Origin of the sequence: Flammeovirga yaeyamensis, from assembly GCF_018736045.1 — a bacterium.
Lineage (GTDB): Bacteria > Bacteroidota > Bacteroidia > Cytophagales > Flammeovirgaceae > Flammeovirga > Flammeovirga yaeyamensis.
In genome coordinates this window covers 2373843-2396758 of sequence record NZ_CP076132.1, presented here as the reverse complement: position 1 = coordinate 2396758, position 22916 = coordinate 2373843, and the positions used below count along the sequence as shown (strand labels likewise).

The following is a 22916-nucleotide window of genomic DNA, read 5'->3' as shown; positions in this document are numbered from 1 at the left end:
AATATTAAACAGTCTCTGCTGATAATGCTTCTTGTAATGCTACTGCAACAGCTACTGATGCACCTACCATTGGGTTATTACCCATACCGATAAGACCCATCATTTCTACGTGAGCTGGAACTGATGAAGATCCTGCAAACTGTGCATCTGAGTGCATTCTACCCATAGTATCTGTCATACCATATGAAGCTGGTCCAGCACCCATGTTATCTGGGTGAAGTGTTCTACCTGTACCACCACCTGATGCTACTGAGAAGTATTTCTGACCAAGCTCGTAACGTTCTTTTTTATAAGTTCCTGCTACAGGGTGTTGGAAACGTGTTGGGTTGGTAGAGTTACCAGTAATGGATACATCCACTCCTTCTTTATGCATAATAGCAACTCCTTCACGTACATCATCTGCACCATAGCAATTTACTTCACCTCTTGGGCCTTTAGAGAAACGACGTTCTTCTAAAACATTTAATTCTCCTGTTGTGTAATCAAATTGTGTTTTCACATAATTGAAGCCATTGATACGAGAAATTAAATAAGCGGCATCTTTACCTAAACCATTCAAGATTACTTTTAGTGGGTTTTTACGAACTTTATTAGCTGATAAGGCAATTTTAATTGCACCTTCTGCAGCAGCAAATGATTCGTGACCCGCTAAGAAAGCGAAGCATTCAGTTTCCTCATTTAACAAACGAGCAGCTAAGTTACCATGACCTAAACCTACTTTGCGTTGGTCAGCTACTGAACCAGGAATACAGAAAGCTTGGATACCTTCACCTAAAGTAGCGGCAATATCATACGCTTTTGTTTGTCCTTTTTTAATGGCGATAGCTGCACCTAAAATATATGCCCATTTTGCATTTTCGAATGCAATTGGCTGAGTTTCTGTCACAATGTTGTAAACATCTACTCCGTTTTCTTCTACTAATTTTTTTGCATCTTCGATAGACTCAAAACCATATTGATCTAAAACAACTTTAATACTTGCTTCTCTTCTATCGTATCCTTCAAATAATGCCATGATTGAAATTCTTTTTGATGATTGATTAATTAACTTTAATGTACTGAGGATTAGTTATGACGTGGGTCAATGTATTTCACTGCTTCATCATAACGACCATATGTACCTTTTGCTTTTTCCATAGCATCGTTGGCATCTTGACCATCCTGAATCATTTCCATCATTTTACCAAGGTGAACAAATTGATAACCAATCACCTCGTCGTTTTCATCTATAGCTAATTGAGTAACATAACCTTCTGCTACTTCTAAATATCTAACACCTTTTGCTTTAGTACCGTATGAAGTACCCACTTGAGATCTTAAACCTTTACCAAGATCTTCGAGACCTGCACCAATTGGAAGACCGCCTTCAGAGAAAGCTGATTGTGTACGACCATAAACAAATTGTAAGAAAATTTCTTTCATTGCAACGTTAATAGCGTCACAAACTAAGTCAGTATTTAATGCTTCTAATATTGTTTTACCAGGTAAAATTTCTGACGCCATTGCAGCAGAGTGTGTCATACCTGTACAACCAACTGTTTCAATTAAACATTCTTCAATAATCCCATTTTTAACATTAATAGTAAGTTTTGATGCACCTTGTTGTGGAGCACAAGCACCTACACCATGAGATAAACCCGAAATATCTGTAACGTCTTTGGCGTGAACCATATTTCCTTCTACTGGAATTGGAGCATTTCTATGCGCATTTCCCCCCATCTGTGCCAACGGACACATTCCTTGAATTTCTGCTGTGTAGTTCATAATGATATGAGATATTTTTTTAACTTATATCATAATGAACGGCTATTCATTTAAGACGATCACCTTTTTCTGTTAACAGATTTAAAATATTTTAAGGTATTTTATTATTTAGAATTCGTATAAATTAAATATTTATTTCTCATTGATTTATAGTTATCTAGGTCACTTTTCCATGAGATTTTAATCTTTTTTTCTGATTTCCCCTCTTCTATTTGCTTTCTTAATTGATCAGTACCTGATAATAAATCCATCCATTTCTTTTTGGAGATCACACTTTCATTGGTCTCTTTCTTAAATTGTTCATTCCATTTGATAATATAACTAAGATCTAATCCTCCCTCAGCTACTTTTCTTAAATCTTCGCCAAAACATTGTTCCCCTTTTAGAACTGGATTACTAGCAGCTCCCTCTATAGATCTTGGAGTAAAAGTAAATTCACCCATCTCTTTGTTGTTATATCCAATCACTTGAAAAGGAAAATCAGTTCCTCTACCGATACTTACAGGTGTCGCTTCGAAGAAACACAAAGAAGGGTACATTAAGATTGATTGATCGTTAGGTAAATTGGGTGAGGGCTTTACTGGTAAAGAATAAGCCATAGAATGATCATAGTTTTTGACTGGGACAACGGTTAAGTCACATTCTTCTTCACTTCTTAACCATTTCTCCCCATTAATCATTTTGGCCAATTCACCCACAGTTAGTCCATGTAAAATTGGAATAGGATGCATTCCAACAAAAGATGAAAATTCTTCTTTAAGCACTGGTCCATCAATGTACATTCCATTAGGATTTGGTCGATCCAATACCAACATTGGAATATTGGCTTCTTGACAAGCCTCCATCATATAATGCATGGAACTGATGTACGTATAAAAACGGCAACCTACATCTTGTATATCAAAAAGTACTATATCTACTTGTTTTAAAAGTTCAGGACTTGGTCGTTTATTTTTCCCATAAATTGAATAAATCTTCACTCCTGTCTTGGGATCAACTGCATCTTTTACATGTGCACCTGCATCTTCATCTCCACGGAAACCATGTTCAGGAGCAAAAATCATTTCGATATTTACACCTAAAGCATATAGAGAATCAACAATATGTCTTCCTTGTATCTGTGAGGTTTGATTGACCAACAATCCTACTTTTTTATCCTTCAATAAAGGTAGATAAGTTTCAGTTTGCTCTGCCCCTACAATTATTTCTTTAGGTTTTTGTATCACCTCTTTCTTTTCATCAGAAGCTTGACATGAAAATAAGATAGATACTAATAGGTATATAAATAGTTGTCTCATAATTACTTTTTGATTCCTGTCCCGACTTTAAACCTTTTATCAATAGATACTGGCAACACTCCTTTGAATGGTATTTCGTCAGTGATGGCTTTAGCATATGCATTTCTCAACTCAGGTAGATCCTGATAAGCCACTGTACAAGATGAAAGATGTTCTATATTAGGAAATGATCTTAATACATAAGCATTCCCATAAAATACTGCATGATGCTGTGATAACTTTTCAGTAAGTTCCATATATTTCAACATACTATAAGTTATACCATATGGATATTTCTGATTAGGATCGGCTTTACTTCCCTGCCCAATTTCTACGGCAATAGTTTTCATTCTAGGACTCATATAAAACGATCCAAATTGAGTGATAATTTGATCATATTGTTTGAGTTGTTGAACAACTTTCTTCAAGTCAGTTTCCGAAGCATATTTTGAGAGGTAATAGGACTTTACTGTACACCCTTGATTACTTAATTTATCTTTTAAATGAGTATCGCTATTCTTGCCGATGTTTACAATTGCCACTTTATCTCCTTTAGAAAAGGCACGCTTTTCACTATTATCAAAAAGTAAGGTCACTGCCTCATCACATAATTCTTGTTTAAGCGTTTTGGCTTTTTGGATATCAAATCGAGGTTGTGTATTCATATTTCCTTTTTGATGATCCAACATCGCCCACCTTTTCAGTAATAAAAACTTCCATCCTTTTTGATCAATTTGATCCCAAGTGAGTGTACCTGCATTAATTCTCTTTTTTACCTCTTTTATAGCACTACCCACATGATTGGTAAATTCAACAACATCGTTTCCTGCTTCCAAAGCTAAAGCATCTCCTTTGCCATAACCATCATATCTTTTGGTGATGGCATCCATTAAAATTCCATCTGTGAAAATAAGTCCTTTAAAATTCAGCTCTTCTTTCAACAAGTTATTGACGATATTTTTTGATAATGATGAGGGATAATTTTTATCTAATTGAGGTACGGATAAATGTGCTGTCATCACACCACCAACTCCCATTTGAATCAGTTGCTTGTAAGGAAATAACTCTAGACTATCCAATCTGTTTTTATCAAAAGGGATAATAGGCAAATCCTTATGAGAATCAACATTGGTGTCACCATGACCTGGAAAATGTTTAATCACCGATAATACTTTATGGTCTTCCAAGCCTTTGAAATACATTTCAGCTTTACTTGTCACTCGATCTCTGTCCTCTCCAAAAGAACGATAACTGATAACAGGGTTTAAAGGATTATTATTGATATCCACCACCGGGCCGTAACTAATTCCAACGCCTACTTGCTTTAATTGTTCTGCAATCTGAGAAGTCATCTGATAAATAAGAGAATCGTTTTCTATTGCCCCCAAAGTCATGGCATAAGGATAAGATATCCCAGATTTAGGTAACCTCATACCTAAACCCCATTCTGCATCTAATGTGTGTATTAGTGGAGTTTTTGCTAGCCGATTCAGTTCATTTATAGCTTGTATTTGATCTTCAACATTCCCTTTAAAAAAAATCACTCCTCCCACATTATACTTTTTCACCAACATTTTCACTTCCTTCAAACTCCCTTTGGTATAATGTGGCACTACAAATAGTTGAGCAATTTTTTCATCTTCATTTAATGATTTCCAAACCGAGTCTACCCATACGATATCTTCCCATGATGCTTGATAAAATTTAGGATAATTTGTTTGTGCATGAACTCGAACAAAGCAGAAAAAAAGTAAAAAAATTAATGCTTTTAGATTGGACATATTTTAGAATTTAGTTCAATTATTATTAGCTTACACACTAAATTACTAAGCTCGCTCTAAAAATACTCTTTAAACCTGTTATTTTTCAAATATGTATTTAAAATTCCTACTAGCTACTATTCTACTTTTCTATTTTTCTACATTCGGTTTTTCTCAAGGCTGTAGTGACGCCGGGGTGTGTTCTACAGGAGCCTTAAATCCGGTAAATGACAATGTCACCAAAACATCTGTTGTAAATAAATTTGCTGTAACTTATAGTGCTTACTATCAGCATTACAAACATGATTTTAAAGATTATGGTGTGGGCTTGAGTTTTGATTACTATTTATCAGAAAGAAGTACTTTACAAGCTAAAGGACTCTATTCTATAAAAGAATCTGTTTTAACAACTACTCAAGGTATTGGCGATATCACTTTATCATATTCATATCAATTTTTTAAAAATTCAATTTGGTCTGGTAATGTAGTTGTTGGTGGAAAAATCCCTACCAATGATGCTAACTTAGAATTAGATGGCAGACCTCTTCCCATGTTTTATCAAACCTCTTTAGGTACTTATGATGCACTTATAGGTGTGTCATTTTACACCAAAAATTGGCATTTTTCTGTTGGGTATCAACATCCTTTAAATGCATTGGATAATCATGAATACGATCCTTTCTATTGGAGAGATCACCCAAGAGCAGATTGGATTGCAAATAGGTATGAATCCACTAGACATTTAGATAGAAAGATGGATGTAAGTGCTCGTTTAAAATATACTATCAAAACATCGAAATGGTCTATTGCTCCAAGTGTTCTAGGTATTTATAAATTGGAAAAAGGATATGTGGAATCGATAGAAAATGGGAATTACCTTGTGGATGGCAGTGAAGGACTCACAATCAATACTTTAATTGAAGGGAGTTATTATTTCTCACCACATTTATCAATTACTCTATTGGGAGCGTATGCTGCTCAACAACGTCCCAAAAACCCTGATGCTTTAAACAGGGATTATGTTTTTAATTTATTCATCAAACATCAGTTTTAAAAGATGAAAAAAGGTATCACTATATTATTTTTTTTAATATCCTCTACTCTACTAGCGCAAACTAAGTTAGACTCCGCTAAGCTGCTGTATGAATATGGTCAGTTGAACAAAGCTTTATCTGTATTATCTAGTATTGATGATGACAATTTACTCAACCAAAAAACCGCTTTAGAGGGTAAGGTACTCGGAAAACAAAATTTGTATACAAAAGCCTATCAAATTTTAGATAGAGATGTAGATATCAATGATGTAACCTATTTAAATGTAATCAATACAAAAGCCTACTTATTACAGAATGAAGGCTTCCCTGCTGAATCCATTCAAATTCTTATTAAAGGCTACAGACAATTTGAGAGTTTTAAAAAGGACCTTGCTTTAAGTGAGATGTTTATTGAATGCTTATCGTTATTGGGTACTGCCTATTGGCAAATTGGAGAAAATAACAAAGCAGAAGACTATTTAAATCAGGCTCTCGTGTTATCTAGAAGCAGCAAAGATCCAGTTGTTCAGGCCAACTGTTTGGTCAATATTGGCTTGTGTCATTCTAATGATGATACATTTAAGGCTCAAGTAAATTATGAAAAAGCTCTAGAAAGCTATTTAAAAGTTTATCCTGATGAAAACCATCCAACAATAGCTTCAATTTATATCAATTTAGGGATTTTACTTCAAAAGAACTTTTTCTTGGATAAGGCTATTGAGGTCTTCGAAAAAGCCTCTGATATTTGGGCAAATACTTTTGGAGACGATCATCCTAATGTTGCCTTTACTTATATTTTTATTGCAGATGCCTACTTGAAGAAAGGACAAGCAGATCTTGCCAATGAATATTATGGATTTGCTTTAGAATTGTATCAAAATGTTTTTGGAGAGAAGCATCCTGAAATTGCGAATATATATATCAAAAAAGGGGATCTATTTTTTGATAGTGGGGATTTTAAATCGGCTCTTGAATTATATCAAAAAGCACTTATTGCCAATAATCAATCATTTAATTCTATAAGTAAAAATGATTTCCCAGACTTAAATAATTATTATAACCCATTTATTAATTTAATCGCTTTACAGAAGAAAGCCTCCACTCTAGAAAAAATTCATTATAGCAAATCTTTGAACCCACACGATTTGGCAATTGGTATTCAAGGTTTAGAATTGGCGCATCAACTGACAAAAAAAATAAGGGGTAATCAAAAAAGTGAGGAAGATAAATTAAGGCTTTCTGAAATAACCAATAAGATTTATGCAAATGGTATTAGACTATCCCTTGCTCTCTCGGAAGCTTCATTATCAAAAAATAAGTGGAAAAGTAAAGCTTTTGACTTTATGGAGTGGAGTAAATCGGCTTCATTGCAAGAAGCAATACAAGAAAGTCATGCAAAAACGTTTGCTGGAATTCCATCAGACATAGTTGAGCAAGAAGACAAATTAAAAGATGATATTACGGCATTGGAAAAAGACATTATCAATGCAGTAAATTTAACGGAAAGAGATTCTTTAAGAGAATTACTTATCAATGCAGAATATGAATTAGAAATATTTATAAAGAATTTGGAAGCAGAATTTCCAGAATATTTTGCTTTAAAATATAGTGATCAGACCATTACTTTAAAGGAGGTTCAAAAAGCTTTACCCAAAAACACTGCTTTGGTAAGTTACTTTATCTCTGATGCAGAAGAATTACTCTATATATTTTTAGTAACAGGAGGCAAACTATACCTCTATACCGAAACTTTCGATAATGAGTTTAAAGATGAGATTGTCAGCTTACAGACAGGGTTAAAATTTAATTTTGATGAAATTATAAAAATGTCAAGCGTCTATTTAACCGATAGATTATTACCATTTAACTTTAATAAAAACATAAGTAAGGTTTTATTTATTCCTGATGGAAAGATAAATAATATACCCTTAGACATTTTATATTCTTATTCAATCAATGAAGATAGTGATATCAAAGATTTACCTTACTTGGCCAAAGACTATGCGGTTTCTTACAACTTCTCCTCTACTATAGCACTTTCTCAAATGAATAACGAAATGGAGTACCAACATACACTTGCGTGCTTTGCTCCTGTTAATTTTTTAGATAGCTTAGGTAACAATGAATTTGATCCTTTAACAGGTACATTAAGTGAAGTGAACGAGATAAAAACCATTACAAAATCAAATGGATGGGAAACATCAAATTATGTTTATGAAAATGCTAAAATTGAACTATTAAAGGATGAATCCATTCAGAATTGTAGCTACTTACATTTCGCAACACATGGAGTGGTAAATGAGGAAAACCCCAATCAATCTTTCATCTATTTATTAAATGACAATCACGAGAATTTATTATACACCTCTGACATTTATAATTTAAAATTAAAAGCTCGATTAGTGACTTTATCTGCTTGTGAAACAGGATTAGGTAAGGTAAGTAAAGGGGAAGGGTTAATTGGTTTATCTAGATCATTGAAGTTTGCAGGAGTTGAAAATTCCTTAGTTTCTCTGTGGACAATCAATGATGTATCCACCGCCTTATTCATGCAATATTTTTATCAAGAATTGGCAAAATCAGATGATATATCATTGTCTCTTCAAAAAGCAAAAATTAAACTATTCCAAGGTGGAATATACACATCTCCATATTATTGGGCCGCTTTTTCATTAATTGGTCAGTAAGGAAACTTATTATCAGCAAACAAGTGTTAATGTTTTGAATTTACCCCATTGACCTAAATAACGCCTGATAATGAAGGATGCTACTGTACTTGTTATCGACGATGAAAAGAACTTACTGGATAGTATTGTTGATATACTAGAATTGAACGATTTTACTGTGTTATCTGCCCAAAGTGGTGTTGAAGCCTTAGAAATTTTAAAGAATGACATTCCTGATATCATATTGTGTGATATCATGATGCCTGCCATGAACGGCTATTTATTTCTTAAAGAATTAAGAAAAAATCCGTTAGCTGTAGGTGTACCTTTTATATTTTTATCTGCTAAAAGTAACAGAGAAGATATAAGAAAAGGCATGAATTTAATGGCCGATGATTACATCACTAAACCATTTACAAGAAAAGAACTTTTGGATAGTATAACTGCTAGAATAAAACGTATCGATGTTTTAAAAACTGAGATTATGATGTTTATGAAAAACATTCAACATAATCTTGATGAATGTAACGTTGACTCAAAAGAAATTACTGCCACAACCAAAGAAATTCAAACGCTAAAAACGTTATTATCTACTCAAAATAAAGCCATTGAAAAATACTGCTACCTTAATTCTCATAAAGTAAGAGGTCCCTTATGTAGAATTATGGGACTGATCGAATTATTTAATACTTCAGATGAAATTATGGCAAAAGAAATCTTAGATCACTTAAAAAGTAGTGCAGACGATTTGGATAAAATCACAAGAGAAATAACCATGGTAATTTCGTCTCACAAACCAAAAAGTGCATAAAAAAAAAGTATCAATAGAACATGAATTGATTCATGCTTATTGATACTCTTCTTATATATCATGGGTTTGCTTAGTCTAATGGATAACCCATTTCCCTTGCAACCATTTCTTGAACCAATCTCTTAATTGGCTCATTTTTGATCTTCTCGATAACATCTCCAGCAAATGCATACGTTAATAATGCTCTTGCTTTATCTTCTGAGATACCTCTAGCTCTTAGGTAGAACATTGGGTCTTCGTCTAATGCGCCTACTGTACAACCGTGAGAACAAGATACGTCATCTGCCCAAATCTCTAATTGAGGTTTAGTATCCACAACAGCATCAGGAGATAATAAAATGTTCTTATTCGATTGGAATGCATTTGTTTTTTGAGCATCCTGACGAACAAAGATTTTACCATTAAAAATCGCCTTTGATTTACCACTTAAAATACCTTTGTATAACTCATTACTGTATGAGTTAGGCATCTTGTGATCTACCATTGTATGGTTATCTACAAATGATTTCTCATTTAATAGATATAAACCTGTCATATGACCTTCACAATGCTCACCTAAAGAGATATTTAAATTATTTCTAACCAATTTACCTCCTGTAGTGATTGTTACATTATCGTATACAGAATTATCAGCTTGTTTTGCTTCAGTTACTGTCACAAGTTGAGTAGATTGATCCTCATCTTGAATTTTGATATGTGCAACATTTGCTCTTTCAGCAACAGTTACTTCAGAAACTGCATTTACCAATGTACCTTCAGCATTATTGATTACCGCATTTCTTTCGGCAAAAGAGATTTGTGTTCCTTCTTCAGAAATTACCAATAAACGTGGTTGAATCACCAAGTTTGATTGAGTAACAACATTCAAAATCATCACAGACTCTTCCTTAATTGCATTTCTTTTAGCATGAATAAATACACCCTCAGTTGTTGATGCAGTATTCAAAGCTACAAAAGGAAGATTGTTATCAGCATGCTTTCCGAAGTTATCTAATAAAAGTGATTTCTTATCAGAGTTTAAAGCTTCAGCAAAGGTACTGATGTAAACTTTTTCAGAAGAAGTGAAATTAGAAAGGTTCTGATTGTATTTACCATTGATAAATACCAATACCTCTACTCCATCAATTAAATATTCCTTGATATCTTCTGTAGTGATATTCACACTATCAACATCAAAAGAATAGTTAGCAGAAACTAATTGTTTAACATTAGTGTACTTCCACTCTTCATCTTTGATAGAAGGAAAGTTATTTTCAGCAAATCCTTCTGCAGCTGAAGTTCTCACTTCAACTAATTCAGGAACTGCTTCAATAGTTTCTTCTATATATTCTAAAGCACTATTTTTAAGTGCTGCGTTTTCAATTACTGTACTCATGTAAGATGGTAGTTTAGTTGTTACCTTCTACTTCTTGGATAATCCAATCGTAACCTTTTTTTTCTAGCTCAAGAGCTAATTCTTTAGTACCAGATTTTACAATCTTACCTTTGTAAAGAACGTGAACAAAATCAGGAACGATGTAATCCAACAATCTTTGGTAGTGAGTTACTACAACAAATGATCTTTTACCATCTCTAAGAGTGTTTACACCATTAGCCACGATACGTAAAGCGTCGATATCAAGACCTGAATCTGTTTCATCAAGAATAGCTAATTTCGGATCCAACATTGCCATGTGGAAGATCTCGTTTCTTTTCTTTTCACCACCAGAGAAACCTTCGTTAAGAGAACGGTTCATTAAAGACTTATCGATAGATACAATCTTCATTTTCTCTTTCATCTCTTTCATGAAGTTGGCAGCATTGTAAGGCTCTTCACCTCTAGCTTTTCTTACCTCGTTTACTGCAGTTCTCAAGAAGTTAGTATTACTAACACCTGGAATTTCAACTGGGTATTGGAAAGCAAGGAATAAACCTTTTTGTGCTCTTTCTTCAGGTGACATTTCTAACAAGTCTTCTCCGTCGAAATCAACATCGCCACCTTCTACTTCATAATCTTCTCTACCTGCTAATACAGAAGCTAAAGTACTTTTACCAGAACCGTTTGGTCCCATGATCGCGTGAACTTCGCCTTCCTTTATCTCAAGGTTGATCCCTTTAAGTATATCTTTGTCTTCAATTGAAGCTTTTAGATCGTTGATCTTCAGCATTTTTCTTTATGATTAATTGTTAGAAATTCGTATTAAAAAATCTTAGTAACTCGACAATCGAACTTGTATCAAAAGATACTATGACTACGGTCGGCAAAGTTATTTAGAATTTTTTTAAATAGGAACTATTTTATGAACTAATAGTTTAAATTTTTCCACTTTTTTTTATAAAAAAAGGCCTTGTCATTGACAACACCTTTAGTTCAGTAAATATGAAAATGAAAAAAGATAACTCTAATTTGAGGTAAAGTCACTTGATAAAATGATTTTTTTATACAAGTTTTGAACTTTACATCGTAAAATTAATGATAATATTTTTAAAAAAGAGACTTTCATCATCTTTTTATGAAAATTTATCTCAATTAAATCATCAAAATATAGAAATATGCTAGAGATTGGACAATCTTATCAAGTCAACTTTAAGTTTACTCAAGAAGAAGTAAACGCATTCGCTCAACTTACAGGAGATACGAATCCAATTCATATAGATGAAGAATTTGCGGCTCAAACACCCTTTAAAAAGCCTATCATTCATGGCTTTTTATCTGCATCAATTTTCTCTAGAGTATTAGGTACAGAATTCCCAGGTAATGGATCTGTATATCTATCTCAAACAATGGATTTCTTAAGACCAATGTTTGTAGAAGAAACGTATTCAGCAGAATTTGAAATCAGTGAAATTGATTCAAGAAGAAAAACGGCAGTTATCACTACAGTAATCAAGTCTGAAGCGAATAAAGTAACCGTAAAAGGTTCTGCGAAAATTATGCATAAAACTTTAATTGATTAACTACATTTGTTAAATTGTTCATTTGACAATGTAAATTGATAATTAGATTTTTATGCCTAAAAAGAACTTTTCTCAATCCAATTTCTTTTTAATATTTTCCTATAAAGGATATTTAATAAGAAGACTCGCTGTTGATTTAATTTGGATTGCAATACCAACAACAATTCTATGTACTATACATGAATTAGGACATGTGAACATAGAATCAAATTTTACACTACCTGGTTTAATGGGTGCTATTCTAGGTATACTATTAGTATTCCGAAATAATACTGCTTATGATAGATGGTGGGAAGCGAGAAAAGTTCTTGGTGGATTAGTCAACACTTCAAGAAACTATGCCTTACAAATCAATCAGTTATTACCTGACAGTAAGGAAAAGACAGAAATATTGAACTTAATAGCTGCATTTCCCTATGTTTTAAAAGAACATTTAAGAAGTGGAGTTATTTATATAGAAATTGAGTTTGTTGGAGAAGAAATCTCTAATGAATTAAAGAAGTGGGAACATGTACCTAATGGTATTAATCAATTAATTATTAAACGATTAAAAACCGTTTATGAAAGAGGCGAAATCACAGATTTTCAATATTTAAAATTAATAGAGAATTCTGATGAGTTAATTGACATTATGGGTAAGTGCGAGCGTATCCATAAAACGCCAATGCCACAATCGCATAATTATTTATTAAAAGCATATATCTACATTTATGCGATTATTATGCCTTTAGGTTTAATTGAGAATTTAGAATGGTGGACCATACCTGCTGTTATCATCATTTATTATGTGGCGATGAGTATTGTTACCATTTCTGAAGAAATTGAAGATCCTTTTGGCAAAGATCCTAACGATCTCCCAGTAGATAATATAGCTAACAACATTTACAAAAACATCCAAGAAATTATCAACAAATAATGACAAAGATATATCACCTATCCACTTGTTCTACTTGTAAAAGAATTATTGAAGAAATCGGTAAAGATAAATTTGATGAGTTTCAAGATATCAAAACAGAAGCTATTACTTCAGACCAACTAGATGCAATGAAAGCATTGAGTGGTAGTTACGAATCTTTATTTAGCAGAAGATCACGTCAATTTAGACCAATGGGCTTGCATGAAAAAGAATTATCTGAGGAGGATTATAAATCGTTAATACTTCAGGAGTACTCTTTTTTAAAAAGACCTGTTATTATTGCAGATAATCAAATTTTTGTAGGGAATAGTAAAAAAGAAGTCGAAAAAGCGAAGGCTTCATTATAATACATATATGGGAAGGATTTTAGCCATAGATTACGGAACAAAAAGAACAGGGTTTGCCGTTACTGATCCATTAAAAATTATTGCTTCGTCTTTAGAAACAGTACAAACAAATGTGATTATGAAGTTCATCAAAGAATATGTTCAGAAAGAAGATGTAGAACACTTCGTTATTGGACTTCCAAAGGGTTTAGATGGAAAAGCAACAGACAACACAAAGCCTACTCAAAATTTTGGAAAGAAGTTAGCGGCTGAATTCCCCAATATTCCGATTACTTATATCGATGAACGTTTTACTTCTAAAATGGCTGAACAGTCTATGATTAGCGGTGGAATGAAGAAAAAAGATAGAAAAGTAAAAGGAAATGTGGATAAGATAAGTGCTGCTATTATCTTGCAATCCTTTTTAGATCAAAATAGTTTTTAATCCATTAAAATATATATAAATGATTTATCCAGTAGTCGCATACGGAGATCCAATTCTTAAAAGAGTTGCCAAAGATTATTCTAAGGAAGAATTAGAAAACATAGGGGAACTAATTGATAGTATGTTCGAAACTATGGGTGGTGCCTCTGGCGTTGGACTTGCAGGCCCTCAGATAGGTATTGGCAAAAGAATTTTCGTTATCGATTCTAATTTAATGATTGATGAGGAAAGTGAAGAGAAAGGATATAAAGGTGCTTTCATTAATGCTGAGATTATCGAGGAATTTGGAGAGGATGTAAGTTTCGACGAAGGCTGTTTAAGTATTCCTGGTGTAAATGGTGATGTTATTCGTCCAGAAGGAATTATCATTAAATACTTAGACGATGAACTTAACGAAAGAGAAGAAGAGTTTACAGGGATGACGGCTCGTGTAATTCAACACGAATACGATCACATCGAAGGTATTTTATTTACAGATCACCTTTCTCCTATCAAAAAGAGATTAATCAAAGGAAAGCTAAATAATATCACTAAAGGCAAAGTAGCCCATGGTTATAGAATGAGGTTTCCAAAAAAATAATTAAATTTAAGCTCCTAAGATTTAGGAGCTTTTTTTTATAATAATTATTTTAAATGAGATTTTTTTTACTGCTTATCGTCCCTGTTTTATTCTTTGGTTGTAAAGAAGAAGAAGTAAGTTGGAACACACCAACTTCTCTTGATAGTTATTTTATGGATGAACTAAATAAATACAGAGAATCTAAAGATTTGACTACTTTTGAATTTAACGCTGCATACTTTGAAGAAGCGAAAAGATTCGCTGCTAACTTAGCAGACAATCCGATGAATAGGGAGCAACTGACTAAAGAAGAAGAAGAAAACGGATACCACAAAAAAAGAATTCAAAGTGTCACAGGAAGTAGTGACCTAAGAGGTTGTACAGCCTATGCCGCTTATAATATTCTTGATCCTATCCCTGATATCGTCAATATTATGGCTTCGAGATGTAGAAATACACTTGAAAATAGAAATTCAAACACATTTGGTGGTGCAGTATTTCAGAATGCCGCTACAGGTGATTATTTTTACGTTGTTTTTACAGGTAGATTAGATAATTAATTATATATGTCACACCATCAAGAAAACTTTAAGGTTGCTATCGTTCAATTTAATCCTGAGTGGATGAATCCTACAGCTAATCTTGCTACTTTAGAAGAGAAGTTATGGACCATTGAGGAAAATGTTGATTTGGTGGTGCTACCAGAATTATTTACTACTGGCTTCCATAATGAAGCTGCTGAAAAAGCAGAGCCCATCGGTCTTACAACGAGTAAGTGGATGTTACAGCAATCAAAAAGAATGGGTGCCGCAATATTGGGTAGCTATCCTGTTCGACAAGATCGCAAAGTGTACAACCGTTTGATCTTTGCTAGACCTAATGGTCATATATCACATTATGACAAGCGACACTTGTTTAGAATGGCTTCAGAACATATGGCTTTTGAACCAGGTAATTTCCAGGTTATTGAAGAATGGAAAGGCTGGAGAATAAACCCCATCATCTGTTACGATTTACGCTTCCCATTATGGTGTAGAAACACTAATAATGATTATGACATTCTTGTATGTGTAGCCAATTGGCCAGCACCAAGGATTGATGCTTTCAATACTTTACTGAAAGCTAGAGCAATTGAGAATCTAAGTTACTCAGTTGGTGTAAATAGAATTGGACAAGACCCTAACCAAGTAAATTACAATGGTCAGTCTGCTGTTTATTCAGCAAAAGGTAAAGCACTTAATGAGTTAAATGAGAATGATGAAATAAAAATAGTTACTCTTAACTATAAAGAACTTCATAATCTAAGAGAGAAGTTTCCAACTCATCTAGATGCAGATCATTTCACTTTACAACTATAATATTTTTTGGATACACTTCTTTTCCATATTTTTTTAGGTATCTCTGGTATTCTACTAATGAGATATGGTGCCTTATTACTAACAAAAGGTGCTACAGCACTAAGTGGAAAATCTAATTTTTCTGGGGTACATATTGGTCTAACAGTAGTAGCATTAGGTACTTCAATTCCTGAAATTTGTGTTTCTACCATATCCGTCTACAAAGATGCGGAAGCCTTGGCTTTTGGTACTATTATAGGTAGCAACACCTTTAATATTGTATTCGGTTTAGGAATTTCGGCTCTAATCATAAGAGTTAGAGTGTTATCAAAAAATATCTGGAGAGATACCCTTTTTGCCTTAGGAAGTGGTTGTCTCTTATTTTTTCTACTGAATAAGAAACTCTTTTTTAACGCCGAAGATAACTTCCTCACTCCTTTTGATGCATTTTATTTGATTGGGTATTTAATCACTTATTATATTATCATATTCGCGAGTAGTAAGAATAAAAAAGAAATCTATTTAATTAAAAAAATACCTCAAGGGTTATTACATCATCATAGTATAGCCCGTGATATTATTGTAGGCTTACTTATTATTGGAGGGGGTGCTTATATTTCTGTGATTGAAGCACTACTACTAAGTGAATACTCTAATTTAAGTGCTCGATTCATTGGGGTAAGTATCATGGCAATTTGTACCTCTTTACCTGAGATTATCACTACTATTTCGGTAATGAGAAGAAAAAGACAAGATATTGCCTTCGGTAACATTATGGGTTCATACATCATCAATTACCTTCTTGCCTCTTCTATATTAACAATAAAGGGTCCAATCCATTACGATTACACCCTTAATTATGACTTAACTTTTTCTATCCTAGCTTGTCTATTATGTGCTATGCTAAGTCTCTCAAGTAGATATTTAAAATTGACGAAGATGACTTCTTTCTTTTTACTATCACTTGGTATTTTATATTATGTCACCACTTATTTAAGAGGATAATTATTTTCTTTTCCTTCTTCTCTTCTTCTTAGAAGAATTACTATTATTTGATTTTGCAGTTGAAGTTGCACCTTGTGTTAGTACATTTCCTGCTGGGATTTTTACATTCTTAAAAGCATCTGGATATTTTTGTTTTAATGGACGAACGTTAAATCTCCCTTTACAAAGTGTATTAATGGTATTGATCACCACCTCATCTTCGATTTGGTCATTTACTTGCATAGAATAGAATGATTTCATCAACTTAATGATTTTCACCATTGCTTCTTCTATTTTATCCTCGCCTTCTTGTTCTAATGCACTCTCCACCATCTTTTGCAAGTTTTTACCGAAGTGTTTAAACCTGATGTTGGTTTGAGAATATGCCACTTTACGTGGTTTCTTATGCATTTGGTTTTCTGTTGGCAATGGATAAGGTGCGTCTATATCCAAATTAAATTCAGACATAACTGTCAGGTGATCCCATACACGCTGTTGGCTATCGCTTAATTGCTTTTGAATTGGATGTAATTGTTTCATCAAAGCAATTAAAGTATAAGCATATTGAGTTCTTAAAGCTTTGTCATCCAATGAAGAAATATACTTTACTAGTTTCTCTACATTTCTTCCATACTCTTTAAGAACAATATCAGATCGTCCTGTGTTATAGCTAAATTCTTCTTGCATAATATTTTTATATGAGTAGCCTCCTTTGAATTAGGAGGCTACTTATTGTTTTACTCTACTGTTACTGATTTTGCCAAGTTACGTGGCTGATCAACATTACATCCTCTCATCACTGCAATATGATAAGACAATAACTGTAATGGAATACATGAAATCATTGGCATGAGTACCTCATGAGTATCTGGTACTTCAATGACATGATCCACCATACCTGGAATTAAGGCATCTCCTTCTGTAACTACGGCAATCACTCGTCCACTTCTTGCTTTCACTTCTTGAAGGTTGGACACTACTTTGTCATAAGAACTATCACGAGTAGCAATAACTACTACTGGCATTTCTTCATCGATAAGTGCAATAGGACCGTGTTTCATTTCAGCTGCAGGATAGCCTTCAGCATGAATATAAGAAATTTCTTTTAATTTTAAGGCACCTTCTAATGCTACAGGGAAATTAAAGCCTCGCCCTAGATACAAGAAGTTCTTTGCATCCTTGTACAAGGCAGACATTTCTCTTACAGCATCATTTGTTTTAAGCACTTTTTCAATTTTAGATGGAATGTTTTCTAATTCCACCAATAAATCGTGTAATTGTGCTTCAGTTAAAGTTCCTTTTTCTTTAGCTAACATTAAAGCCATTGTTGTTAGAACTGTTAACTGTGCTGTAAATGCTTTTGTACTTGCTACACCAATTTCTGGTCCAGCGTGAGTATAAGCACCTTCGTGTGAGTTTCTTGCAATTGAAGAACCTACTACATTACAAACTCCAAGAACAACTGCACCTTTGGATTCTGCTAAACTCATTGCAGCCAAAGTATCCGCTGTTTCACCAGATTGAGAAATAGCAATTAATACATCTCCTTTTCCGATGATTGGATTTCTATATCTAAATTCTGAAGCGTATTCTACTTCTACTGGAATTCTTGCTAATTCTTCAAAAATATACTCAGCAACTAAGCCAGCATGCCAAGAAGTACCACAAGCGGCAATAATAATACGTTTCGCATTTAATAAATCATCAAAGTGATTAAAGATACCACCTAACTTAACGTGGTTTTTCTCAGAGATAACTCTACCTCTTAAACAATCAGAAACTGATTTAGGCTGCTCCATAATCTCCTTCATCATGAAGTGATCATATCCTCCTTTTTCAATAGCTTCTAATTCTAGTTCTAGTGTCTGTAAGTAAGGAGTTTGGACCTGATTCTTAACATCAGTAATTGTCATATTACCATCCTTAAGTAATACAACCTCCTCATCTTTAATATAAACTACATCTTTTGTGTACTCTACGATTGGAGTAGCATCCGATGCAAGGAAAAATTCTTTTTCACCAACACCAATCACCAATGGAGAGCCTTTACGGGCTGCTACCAATTGACCTGGTTTATCTTTTTGAGTGATTACAATAGCATATGCTCCCACAACCTCGTTTAAAGCAATTCTTACTGCTTCATCTAAGTCGCAATTGTTATCTTTTTGAACTTGCTCTATAAAGTGAATAAATACTTCTGTATCTGTGTCACTATGAAAAACATGTCCTTTTTCAATAAGTTGACTTTTTAAAGCCTCATAATTTTCGATGATACCATTATGCACCATTGCCAAATTACTATCAGAAGAGTAATGTGGATGAGCGTTAGCATCATTAGGGGCACCATGTGTCGCCCAACGAGTATGACCTATACCTGTCGTACCTTTAGTGTCTTTATTATCAATTTGTTTTTTAAGATCGGCTACTTTGCCTTTACACTTAAAAACTTTAACATCATCTTGATCGATAAGAGAAATACCAGCACTGTCGTAGCCTCTATATTCTAAACGTTCAAGGCCTTTAATCAGAATATTTAGAGCATCTCTATGCCCAACATACCCGACAATTCCGCACATAATTAAAAAATTTTAGATGAATAATAATTACTTGCACTGAAAGGACTCGTCATTAAAAACAGCATAATAGACAACGAGTCTCATTCGCATAGTTTGTCCATTTAATGGGTTTAATAAGGTACTTTTATCATCCGCAAAAAACAATTTCCTAACGTTTTGATTTTGTTGTGCAGGGATGATAACTAAACCATCATCGCTCAAAGGTACGTCATAAAATTCATTTATTGTACGTTCTTGAAGATATTGTGCAAGTTTAGCATGAGAAAATGCTTGTATATTTCCACTATATGAAATCGATTGGTCACCAGAAGCTGGAGATTGTGCTTGCAAATATCTGTAATTTCTATTATCATCAGATATTCTTTTAATATTCTCTCCTTCTCTAAAACCAAAAAACATTGTCAATGGTGGTGGGGTATTATCATCAGGGAATATTCTTCCTTGGTCATCATTTACACCTACCGGAGAAATAATCAAGTCGGCTCGGTTTAAATGCACTTCCCTTAAACTATCTCCATCTACACCTTGTGGCTTTTTAAATAAATCGATTAGTGTAGGAAATCTTAAACTAGCAACCATACCTGTACCTTCAATGACATAACCTAAGTTATTCGTTTGTTCGGTATCTACAATATCTCCGACATTAATACCTGAAGTAAGCGTTCCTGGTTCGTATTTTATTTGATTAAAGCGTTGGCTAAAACCAAAGTAGTATTGTGTTCTTAGCGTATCTTCTCCGTTCTCTGCCATGTATGACATATTCATAGTTACCACTGTACCGAAGTTATCTAATGAATATTTACCACACCAAGCTGATTCTTGCCCTTGTCTTACTTTAATAGCTAAACCTTTGATCTTACTTCTAAAGTCTTCTTGATCTGCATACTCGGCATTATCAATAATCTTTTGACCAAAAGCTTTATCTAGAGTAATTCTTACTGTATCTGTTGATCCGATATCAGATGGCTTAAATGTTCTGAAACCAATCGCATTGGCATCTGTAGCCACAGAGTCTTCTGCAAAATACAATACAGAATCGCCTTCGATATCTTCAGTGATCTCATATACCTCTAATGTGATATTCTTTGAGGTATCTCCATAAATAGATGTTCTTTCTAATGCAATGGCAAATTCAATAGAATCTAAAGTCCTATCTTCAAAATTAAGTCCTTCCTCTGATCCTATACTTAATTGTGTATAAGTTGCAGTAGTTGTCTTACCTATCTTAGTGCCTTCGTCTATATAGCCCGCTAAAAAGTAATTTGAATTTTTTGTAATGATTGAATCGACGTGCATATTTTGGATTTCAATTTCCAAAGTATCCACATAACACATCTTAGTTTGATCGTCAATTAAGTCACCTCCAATAACAATTGTCTGTAAATCCGTTCTCGTACAAGAAAAAGATAATGTTATAAAAATTAGCGAAAATGCTTTTAATAAAAATTTATTACTCATTTGATTTTTTTACTCAAAAATATAAAGGCTTTCTGTTCTTACTTTGTAGACAATGGTAATACCAAAAAGGTTGAAAGCAAAGTATAAATACGGTGGGACAAAAATTGTAAATTATCTAGACGTACACAAATAAAAAAAGGTTATTGACATATTCAATAACCTTTTTTTTGTGAAAATATGATTTATAGGGTAACTATTCCGTCAACCCAGTATAAATGTCATAATAAGAATCAGCATATTCCTCTCCTTCAGGTTCCGTTTCCGTTACCTTTTCACCGTAAGTAGATAATACTTCTTCTACTTCTCCATTGATAGAATTTGATCCTTTAGTTACTTTATCAGCATACTCAGAACCAATTTTAATGAAACTGTTATAATCTGCAGTAGAAAGCTCTGTCAACATTGAATCGTCAATGTCTAACATTTTTACTTTTTTAGCTAACTCCTCATGATCGAATTTATGATCAAAATGTGTATCATAAACAGTAAATACTGTTTTAGCATTTTTGAACATTGGATCATTTTTGTAAGAAGTCTTTAAATACAATGGAATGAAACTAGTAAACCAGTCATTACAATGTACAACATCTGGAGCCCAACCAAGTTTCTTCACTGTTTCAATTACACCTTTACAGAAGAAAACCGCTCTGTCATCATTGTCTGAGAAAAACTCATCGCTCTTCTTATCTCTGAAAACTGATTTTCTATGGAAATAATCCTCGTTATCTATAAAGTAAACTTGTAATTTAGCACTTTGTATCGAAGCTACTTTGATTGTAAGTGGTTTTTCATCCTCGCCCACGGCAATATTCATTCCCGATAGTCTTACCACTTCATGTAATCTGTTCTTACGCTCATTGATTAATCCAAATCTAGGAACCATAATTCTGATTTCCATACCTCTTTCTTGCATATGTTGAGGAAGCTTTCTCACATAATCTGCAACTTCAGAAGTTTTCAAAAATGGATTTATCTCACTTGAAACGTAAAGAATTTTTAATTTCGACATATTTTACCGTATTTACACCTTTTCTACGCAAAAGTACGGAAGAACTTACTTAAATTCAACCTTTGAAAGTAAACTATACTAAATAAGTCTTTTTACTTAATAAATAAATTTATAAAAATCAAGCCTTAAAATGGACATTTTTGATCAAGTTCGCACGTTAAAAAATTTTATTAATAACTGTAGAAAAACGAATATTTCTGTTGGATTTGTCCCAACGATGGGTGCATTACATGATGGACACCTCACATTAATTAAGAATTCTATTAAAGAAAATGAGATAACGATTTGCAGTATTTTCGTTAATCCAACCCAATTTAATAATGCGATCGACCTAAAGCATTATCCCATTCAGCATGAAAAAGATTTTAAATTATTAGAAGAAGCAGGTTGTTCTGCTGTTTTCCTTCCTAATGTCGAAGAGATGTATCCTAATGGCGTTTCTCAGGACAGTATGTTGGGTTTCAATTTTGGATCTTTAGAAACAAGATTAGAAGGTGCATTTAGACCTGGGCATTTTAATGGTGTAGGCATTGTAGTTAGTAAGCTATTCCATATGGTACAACCGGACAAAGCTTATTTTGGTCTGAAAGACCTACAACAATACCTTATTATTAAAAAGATGGTGAAAGATCTATCATTTCAAATTGATATTATAGGTGTACCAACTGTGAGAGAAGAAACTGGCTTAGCCATGTCTTCAAGAAATTTAAGACTAAAAGCAGAAGAACTTGAAGTTGCCCCTTACATATATCAAACAATTACTAAAATGAAAGATATGTTGAAGGATAACCAAGCACCTAAAGAAGTACTTGAATGGGGAATTTCTACAATTCATAAAAATCATTCTTTCCATTTAGAATATCTTGAAATTGTCTCTACTGATACTTTAGAAAAAGTGGATGACTATCAATTACCTGAAGGATACGCAATTGTTATTGCCGCACATTTGGGTAAGGTTAGATTAATTGATAATATATTAGTGGAATAGGAAACCTAAAAAAATAAAACAACAAAAAAGGGATGTTACTAGATAACATCCCTTTTTTGTTGTTCGAAT

22 protein-coding genes are annotated in these 22916 nt (G+C 33.4%); 12 read left to right on the top strand and 10 right to left on the bottom strand.

Features of this window, described 5'->3' with window-relative positions; all coding sequences use genetic code 11:
• Nucleotides 1–4 precede the first annotated feature (4 nt).
• The 4 genes from KMW28_RS09355 to KMW28_RS09340 all read right to left on the bottom strand — a co-directional run bounded on the left by KMW28_RS09355 (nt 5) and on the right by KMW28_RS09340 (nt 4822).
• The gene (locus tag KMW28_RS09355) at nt 5–1015 is read right to left on the bottom strand and encodes a GGGtGRT protein (RefSeq protein ID WP_169665378.1); all 1011 of its coding nucleotides are present in this window, start codon (nt 1013–1015) and stop codon (nt 5–7) included.
• Between the two features lie 50 nt (nt 1016–1065).
• Nucleotides 1066–1764, bottom strand: a complete 699-nt coding sequence (locus tag KMW28_RS09350; protein ID WP_169665379.1) for an iron-sulfur cluster assembly scaffold protein — start codon at nt 1762–1764, stop codon at nt 1066–1068.
• Nucleotides 1765–1868: 104 nt separating this feature from the next.
• Nucleotides 1869–3062, bottom strand: coding sequence for an exo-beta-N-acetylmuramidase NamZ family protein (locus tag KMW28_RS09345; RefSeq protein WP_169665380.1), 1194 nt, complete (start codon nt 3060–3062; stop codon nt 1869–1871).
• Between the two features lie 2 nt (nt 3063–3064).
• Nucleotides 3065–4822: a glycoside hydrolase family 3 protein gene (locus KMW28_RS09340; RefSeq protein WP_169665381.1), complete on the bottom strand. Its 1758-nt coding sequence runs from the start codon at nt 4820–4822 to the stop codon at nt 3065–3067.
• A gap of 91 nt (nt 4823–4913) precedes the next feature.
• On the opposite strand from KMW28_RS09340, the gene KMW28_RS09335 reads away from it, so the two are divergent.
• The 3 genes from KMW28_RS09335 (at nt 4914) to KMW28_RS09325 (ending at nt 9312) form a co-directional block, all read left to right on the top strand.
• Nucleotides 4914–5855 carry a hypothetical protein gene (locus tag KMW28_RS09335; protein ID WP_169665382.1) on the top strand — a complete coding sequence of 314 codons (942 nt, stop codon included), beginning with the start codon at nt 4914–4916 and terminating at the stop codon, nt 5853–5855.
• Nucleotides 5856–5858: 3 nt separating this feature from the next.
• Entirely contained in the window at nt 5859–8522 is a 2664-nt protein-coding gene (locus KMW28_RS09330; protein WP_169665383.1) for a CHAT domain-containing protein, read from the top strand.
• Between the two features lie 70 nt (nt 8523–8592).
• Nucleotides 8593–9312 carry a response regulator transcription factor gene (locus KMW28_RS09325; RefSeq protein WP_169665384.1) on the top strand — a complete coding sequence of 240 codons (720 nt, stop codon included), beginning with the start codon at nt 8593–8595 and terminating at the stop codon, nt 9310–9312.
• A gap of 70 nt (nt 9313–9382) precedes the next feature.
• Here KMW28_RS09325 and sufD read toward each other — a convergent pair whose 3' ends face one another.
• Together sufD and sufC are read right to left on the bottom strand one after the other, a co-directional pair.
• Nucleotides 9383–10687, bottom strand: coding sequence for a Fe-S cluster assembly protein SufD (gene sufD / locus KMW28_RS09320; protein ID WP_169665385.1), 1305 nt, complete (start codon nt 10685–10687; stop codon nt 9383–9385).
• Between the two features lie 13 nt (nt 10688–10700).
• Nucleotides 10701–11459 carry a Fe-S cluster assembly ATPase SufC gene (sufC, locus tag KMW28_RS09315; protein WP_169665386.1) on the bottom strand — a complete coding sequence of 253 codons (759 nt, stop codon included), beginning with the start codon at nt 11457–11459 and terminating at the stop codon, nt 10701–10703.
• A 385-nt stretch (nt 11460–11844) separates the two neighbouring features.
• Between sufC and KMW28_RS09310 the strand changes: the two genes are divergently transcribed.
• The 8 genes from KMW28_RS09310 to KMW28_RS09275 are packed head-to-tail and all read left to right on the top strand — an operon-like array spanning nt 11845 to nt 16837.
• The gene (locus KMW28_RS09310; RefSeq protein ID WP_066208005.1) at nt 11845–12249 is read left to right on the top strand and encodes a MaoC family dehydratase; all 405 of its coding nucleotides are present in this window, start codon (nt 11845–11847) and stop codon (nt 12247–12249) included.
• 52 nt (nt 12250–12301) lie between these two features.
• A complete protein-coding gene (locus KMW28_RS09305) occupies nt 12302–13165 on the top strand; it encodes a bestrophin family protein (RefSeq protein WP_066208007.1) in 864 nt (287 codons plus the stop codon).
• Entirely contained in the window at nt 13165–13512 is a 348-nt protein-coding gene (locus KMW28_RS09300; protein ID WP_169665387.1) for an arsenate reductase family protein, read from the top strand. The genes KMW28_RS09305 and KMW28_RS09300 overlap by 1 nt, the downstream gene beginning before the upstream one ends.
• 7 nt (nt 13513–13519) lie before the next feature.
• The gene (ruvX, locus tag KMW28_RS09295; protein ID WP_066208010.1) at nt 13520–13936 is read left to right on the top strand and encodes a Holliday junction resolvase RuvX; all 417 of its coding nucleotides are present in this window, start codon (nt 13520–13522) and stop codon (nt 13934–13936) included.
• A gap of 19 nt (nt 13937–13955) precedes the next feature.
• Nucleotides 13956–14516: a peptide deformylase gene (gene def / locus KMW28_RS09290; protein WP_066208012.1), complete on the top strand. Its 561-nt coding sequence runs from the start codon at nt 13956–13958 to the stop codon at nt 14514–14516.
• 53 nt (nt 14517–14569) lie between these two features.
• Nucleotides 14570–15055, top strand: a complete 486-nt coding sequence (locus tag KMW28_RS09285; RefSeq protein ID WP_169665388.1) for a hypothetical protein — start codon at nt 14570–14572, stop codon at nt 15053–15055.
• A gap of 6 nt (nt 15056–15061) precedes the next feature.
• Entirely contained in the window at nt 15062–15853 is a 792-nt protein-coding gene (locus KMW28_RS09280) for an amidohydrolase (protein ID WP_169665389.1), read from the top strand.
• 6 nt (nt 15854–15859) lie between these two features.
• Nucleotides 15860–16837, top strand: a complete 978-nt coding sequence (locus KMW28_RS09275; protein ID WP_169665390.1) for a sodium:calcium antiporter — start codon at nt 15860–15862, stop codon at nt 16835–16837.
• On the opposite strand, the gene KMW28_RS09270 is transcribed toward KMW28_RS09275, so the two are convergent.
• The 4 genes from KMW28_RS09270 to KMW28_RS09255 all read right to left on the bottom strand — a co-directional run bounded on the left by KMW28_RS09270 (nt 16838) and on the right by KMW28_RS09255 (nt 21859).
• Complete coding sequence (locus tag KMW28_RS09270) at nt 16838–17503, bottom strand: DUF4290 domain-containing protein (RefSeq protein ID WP_066208019.1); 666 nt, start codon at nt 17501–17503, stop codon at nt 16838–16840.
• A 50-nt stretch (nt 17504–17553) separates the two neighbouring features.
• Nucleotides 17554–19392, bottom strand: coding sequence for a glutamine--fructose-6-phosphate transaminase (isomerizing) (gene glmS / locus KMW28_RS09265; RefSeq protein ID WP_169665391.1), 1839 nt, complete (start codon nt 19390–19392; stop codon nt 17554–17556).
• A 27-nt stretch (nt 19393–19419) separates the two neighbouring features.
• The gene (locus KMW28_RS09260) at nt 19420–20850 is read right to left on the bottom strand and encodes a DUF4270 family protein (protein ID WP_169665392.1); all 1431 of its coding nucleotides are present in this window, start codon (nt 20848–20850) and stop codon (nt 19420–19422) included.
• 193 nt (nt 20851–21043) lie between these two features.
• The gene (locus KMW28_RS09255) at nt 21044–21859 is read right to left on the bottom strand and encodes a glycogen/starch synthase (protein ID WP_169665393.1); all 816 of its coding nucleotides are present in this window, start codon (nt 21857–21859) and stop codon (nt 21044–21046) included.
• Between the two features lie 130 nt (nt 21860–21989).
• Between KMW28_RS09255 and panC the strand changes: the two genes are divergently transcribed.
• On the top strand, nt 21990–22847 hold the full coding sequence (gene panC / locus KMW28_RS09250; protein ID WP_169665394.1) for a pantoate--beta-alanine ligase: 858 nt from the start codon (nt 21990–21992) through the stop codon (nt 22845–22847).
• The last annotated feature ends 69 nt before the right edge of the window (nt 22848–22916 follow it).